The sequence below is a fragment of the Methylobacterium variabile genome (genome assembly GCF_001043975.1).
GTDB lineage: Bacteria > Pseudomonadota > Alphaproteobacteria > Rhizobiales > Beijerinckiaceae > Methylobacterium > Methylobacterium variabile.
The window spans coordinates 1-4886 of sequence record NZ_LABY01000264.1; the positions used below are offsets into that span (position 1 = coordinate 1).

The 4886-nt window shown below is 70.7% G+C and carries 3 protein-coding genes; 2 read left to right on the top strand and 1 reads right to left on the bottom strand.

Going from position 1 to position 4886, the window contains the following annotated elements; translation table 11 throughout:
* Nucleotides 1–231: 231 nt before the first annotated feature.
* Nucleotides 232–3291 (bottom strand): DNA polymerase I, encoded by a 3060-nt coding sequence (polA, locus tag VQ02_RS30375; protein WP_048447988.1) that lies wholly within the window; start codon nt 3289–3291, stop codon nt 232–234.
* A 263-nt stretch (nt 3292–3554) separates the two neighbouring features.
* Here polA and VQ02_RS30380 point away from each other — a divergent pair, with 263 nt between their 5' ends.
* Together VQ02_RS30380 and VQ02_RS30385 are read left to right on the top strand one after the other, a co-directional pair.
* Nucleotides 3555–4028, top strand: coding sequence for a hypothetical protein (locus VQ02_RS30380; RefSeq protein ID WP_048447989.1), 474 nt, complete (start codon nt 3555–3557; stop codon nt 4026–4028).
* The gene (locus VQ02_RS30385; protein ID WP_083469539.1) at nt 4028–4693 is read left to right on the top strand and encodes a ribonuclease T2 family protein; all 666 of its coding nucleotides are present in this window, start codon (nt 4028–4030) and stop codon (nt 4691–4693) included. Before VQ02_RS30380 ends, VQ02_RS30385 begins: the two co-directional genes overlap by 1 nt.
* The last annotated feature ends 193 nt before the right edge of the window (nt 4694–4886 follow it).

The following is a 4886-nucleotide window of genomic DNA, read 5'->3' on the forward strand; positions in this document are numbered from 1 at the left end:
AAGTGTCTACTCCCCCTTGCCCGCACGACTGGAGCGAAGGGGAAGGAGATCCGGGATCCAGGGGAGAAGCACCGCGAAGCGGCTCTATCTTTGCAACGTGCAGTTTGCAGAGCCGCTTCGCGGCAAGTCTCGCGGCTGGATCCCGGATCTTCTTCCGCTGACGCTCCACTCGTCCGGGAAAGGGCGGATGCTTGCGCGGTAGAAATCGCGGATCGGCGACACCCTCCGCCCTCAATGCGCCTCCTGCCAATTCGTCGCCGCCTTGGCCTCGACGGCGAGCGGCACCCGCAAGGTGACCGCCGGGTGCGGCGCCTCCTCCATCACCCGGGCGATGATCGGCAGCGCCCGCTCGACCTCGTCGTCGGGCGCCTCGAACACCAGCTCGTCGTGGACCTGGAGCAGCATCCGGGTCGCGAGGCCGGCCTCGGAGAGCGCGCCCTCCATCCGGGCCATCGCCCGGCGGATGATGTCGGCCGCCGTGCCCTGGATCGGGGCGTTGATCGCCTGGCGCTCGACCGAGGCGCGCTCCTGCGGGTTGTTGGAGCGGATCTGCGGGTAGTGGCAGACCCGGCCGAACAGGGTCGTGACGTAGCCCTTGTCGCGGCAGATCTTCTTGGTGTCGTCGATATAGGCGCGGATGCCGGGGAAGCGCTCGAAATACTGCTTGATGAAGGCCGAGGCCTCGGATTGCGGGATGCCGAGCCGGTCGGCGAGGCCGAAGGCCGAGATGCCGTAGATGATGCCGAAATTGATGGTCTTGGCGCGCCGGCGCAGGTCCGGCGTCATCTGGTCGAGGGGCACGCCGAACATCGCCGACGCGGTGGCGGCATGAATGTCGATGCCGTCCTCGAAGGCCTGGCGCAGCTGGGGGATGTCGGCGATGTGGGCGAGGAGCCTGAGCTCGATCTGGCTGTAATCGGCCGAGATCAGCTTGTGGCCGGCATCGGCCACGAAGGCCTGGCGGATGCGCCGTCCTTCCTCGGTGCGGATCGGGATGTTCTGCAGGTTCGGGTCGGAGGAGGACAGCCGCCCGGTCGTGGTGGCGGCGAGCGCGAACGAGGTGTGGACCCGGTCGGTGCCCTGGTCGGCGTGCTCCTGCAGGCTGTCGGTGTAGGTCGATTTCAGCTTCGAGAGCTGGCGCCACTCGAGGATTCTTCTCGGCAGGTCGTGGCCCTGTCCGGCCAGCTCCTCCAGGAGCGTCGCCGGCGTCGCCCACTGGCCGGACGGCGTCTTCTTGGCGCCGGGCAGGCCCATCTTGCCAAACAGGATGTCGCCGATCTGCTTCGGGGACGAGACGGAGAACTTTTCCCCTGCCATCTCCTGGATCTCGTCCTCGAGCCGCGCCAGCGACTGGGCGAAGTCGCCCGAGAGCCGGCTCAGCATCTGGCGATCGACCTTGATGCCCTCGCGCTCCATCCGCGCCAGCACCGGCACCAGCGGCCGCTCCAGGGTCTCGTAGACCGAGGCGCGGCGCTCGGCGGCGAGCCGCGGCTTCATCAGCCGCCACAGCCGCAAGGTGACGTCGGCGTCCTCGGCGGCGTAGGCGGTGGCCTTGTCGAGGGCGACGCGGTCGAACGTCACCTTCTGGCGCCCGGTCCCGGCGACGTCCGCGAAGGTGATCGGCTGGTGGCCGAGGTGGCGGCGGGCCAGTTCGTCCATGCCGTGCGAGCCCTTGCCGGCATCGAGCACGTAGGAGATCAGCATCGTGTCGTCGAAGGGCCGGACCTCGATGCCGTGGCGAGCGAGCACCAGCCAGTCGTACTTGATGTTCTGGCCGACCTTCAGCACCGCCGGGTTCTCGAGGAGCGGCTTCAGGCGCTCCTTCACGACCTCCCAGGACAATTGCCCCGGCAGCAGGCCGCCGCCGAACAGGTCCTCGCCGCCGCGGTGGCTGAGCGGGATGTAGGCGGCGCGCCCCGGCGCGGTGGCGAGCGAGACGCCGACGAGGTCGGCCTTGCTGGCGTCGAGCGCCGTCGTCTCGGTGTCGACCGCGACGACCCCGGCCTCGACCGCCTCGGCGATCCAGGCCTCCAGGCTCTCGACCGTCGTGATGGTCTCGTAGGCGGCGGTGTCGAAGGGCTTGACCGCCTCGGCGGCGCGGGCCGCGACCAGGGTGGTGGGGGTCGCGGCAGTGGGAGCCCTGGGCTTCGGCGGCGCGTCCGGCAGATCGAGGTCGGCGAACGGATCGACCTCCGCCTTCGCCTCGGCGGCTGCGTCCGGCGCGTCGCCGAAGAACGGCGTCACGTCGCTGCCGCCCTTCTCGTTCGAGAAGCCGGTATCGGCGCCCTCCGGCAGCAGGGCGGGATCGGGCCGCACCGCCTCGGGATCGACGTGCAGCATCTGGGCGATGCGGCGCGTCAGGGTGTTGAACTCCATCGCCTTGAGGAAGCCGACGAGGCGCTCGGGATCGGGCTTCGGAAGACCGAGGTCGTCGAGGGGCACCGGCACCGGCACCGCCTCGTCGAGGGCGACGAGGCGGCGCGACAGCCGCGCCTGGTCGATATGGCCGAGCAGCGTCTCGCGGCGCTTGGGCTGCTTGATCGTGGCCGCCTTCTCCAGGAGCGCCTCGAGGCTGCCGAACTCCTTGATCAGGGCCGCAGCGGTCTTGAGCCCGATGCCCGGCACGCCCGGCACGTTGTCGGAGGTGTCGCCGATCAGCGCGAGCGCGTCGCCGATCTGCTCCGGGTTCAGCCCCTCCCAGCGCTCGATGATCGCCGCGCGGTCGAGGTTGCGCTCGGGCCGGTAGCCCGGCTTGCCCTTCTGGCCGGACTCGAAGTCGTAGAAGCGCACGAGGTCGCCGACGAGCTGCATCAGGTCCTTGTCGGACGAGACGATGATGACGCCCGCCCCCCTGGCTTCCGCCTGGCGGGCGTAGGTCGCGATCAGGTCGTCGGCCTCGTAGCGCTGCAGCTCGATCGGATGCAGGCCGAAGGCCCGCACCGCGTCGCGCATCAGCGGCATCTGGCGCTTCAGGTCCTCGGGGGCGTCGGGCCGGTGGCCCTTGTAGTCCGGAAAAATTTCTTTCCGGAACGAGCCCTCGGACTTGTCGAACACGATGGCGAGATGGGTCGGCATCACGCCGGCCGCGCCCTCCTGCACGAACTGCGCGAGCTTGGCGCAAAACAGCCGCACCGCCCCGGTCGGCAGCCCGTCGGAAGGGCGGAAGTTGTAGCGCTCGGGCTGGTTGATCGATTGGAAGTAGGCCCGGAAGATGAAGGACGAGCCGTCGACCAGGAGCACCTGATCGCCGGGGCCGACGGGCTTCGTCTCGGGGGCGGTCTCGGTGCTCATGCGGGCGCGATTTCTGTTCCGGCAGCTGTGAGACCCGTCTTAGTGCGTCGCCGGGGCGAGGCAAACCGCGGCCGACGCGCGCTCCCCGGGAATGGGTGTGCCCTCGGCACACCAGGCCCCGCGAAAGCGCCGGGGCACGGGCGCGGAAGCTTGACTTGGTGCGGGCGGAAGCCTGGTGTGCGGGGCAGAAGAGCAACCGTCATTCGCTCGGGGACCAGGGCGCCGCCTTCGGGCGGGCGCCGCCCGGGCCCAAGGACCGGCCCATGCGCAAGACACCCCTCCTCGCCACCCTCCTCGTGGGTCTCGCCACCGCCGCCGGCCTGTCCGCCGCGCAGGCCCGCTCGGCCCGCCAGGAGATCGCCCCGGCCGAGGAGCGCGAGTTCCCGTTCGACGCCCAGATCCCGGGCTGCCAGGACGCCGGCGTGCTGGAGAAGATCACCTACCAGTTCGCCGAGAAGGAGGCGAAGTTCTGGAACTCGACGCTGACGATCACCGCCTACGACAGCATCGAGCGCACCGCCTGGCGCCCCTGGGGCGTCGACTTCTATCCCCGCCGCTTCTGCTCCGCGGTGGCGACCACCTCGGACGGGGTGCGCCGGCGGGTCGACTACTCCGTGCGCGAGAGCCTCGGCATCATCGGGGCGACCTACGGCGTCGAGTTCTGCGTCCACGGCCTCGACCGCAACCTCTCCTATGCCTACGCCTCGGCCTCGTCCTGCCGCGAGGCCCGGCCCTGATGCGTGCGGCGGCCGGACCGCTCCTCGCGGCAGCCCTCATGGCGGCTGTCGCCGCCGGCCCGGCCGCCGCGCAGGGGCGCGGGGGCGGTGAGCCGGGCGTGTTCGACTTCTACATCCTGGCCCTGTCCTGGTCGCCGACCTACTGCGCGCTCACCGGCGAGCGGCGGAACGACCGGCAGTGCGAGACCGGCCGCAACCCGGGCTTCGTGGTCCACGGCCTGTGGCCGCAATACGACCGCGGCTATCCGAGCGAGTGCGGCGCCTTTCCGCGCAGCCCGAGCCGCCCCGCCCTTGCCGAGGCCGAGGGCGTCTTCCCGAGCGAGGGCCTGGCCCGCCACGAGTGGCGCCGGCACGGCACCTGCTCGGGCCTCGACCCCGCCGCCTACTTCCGCGCCACCCGCAAGGCCCGCGAGGCGGTGACGATCCCTGCCGCCCTCTCGGGCCCGGGGCAGGAGATGCGCGCCGCCCCGATCGACATCGCCCGCCAGTTCGTCGCCGCCAATCCGGGCCTGCGCCCGGACATGATGTCGGTGACCTGCAAGGCGGGTCAGCTCGAGGAGGTGCGGATCTGCTTCACCAAGGACCTGCGCGGCTTCACCCCGTGCCCCGAGGTGGCGCGCCAGAACTGCCGCGCCGGCGAGGTGACGGTGGGGGCGGGGCGCTGAGGTCTCATACCCTCGCGCCTTGGCATCGACACGTCGATGCCAAGGCGTCCGGCGCATCAGTACCGGCGCCCGTTCGGGCTTGCCTTGCGCCTCCGAACGAGTCCGTTCGAAGGCGCGGCGGCAACCGGCCGCCGATGCGCCGTCGCATTAGCGGTGATGGAAATCGGCTTCGTCAAAGCCCCGCGCCGGCAGA

Bases quoted from the DNA above. Each gene is read 5' to 3' on its own strand.
- polA (WP_048447988.1), bottom strand. From the start codon at position 3,291: ATGAGCACCGAGACCGCCCCCGAGACGAAGCCCGTCGGCCCCGGCGAT.
- VQ02_RS30380 (WP_048447989.1), top strand. From the start codon at position 3,555: ATGCGCAAGACACCCCTCCTCGCCACCCTCCTCGTGGGTCTCGCCACC.
- VQ02_RS30385 (WP_083469539.1), top strand. From the start codon at position 4,028: ATGCGTGCGGCGGCCGGACCGCTCCTCGCGGCAGCCCTCATGGCGGCT.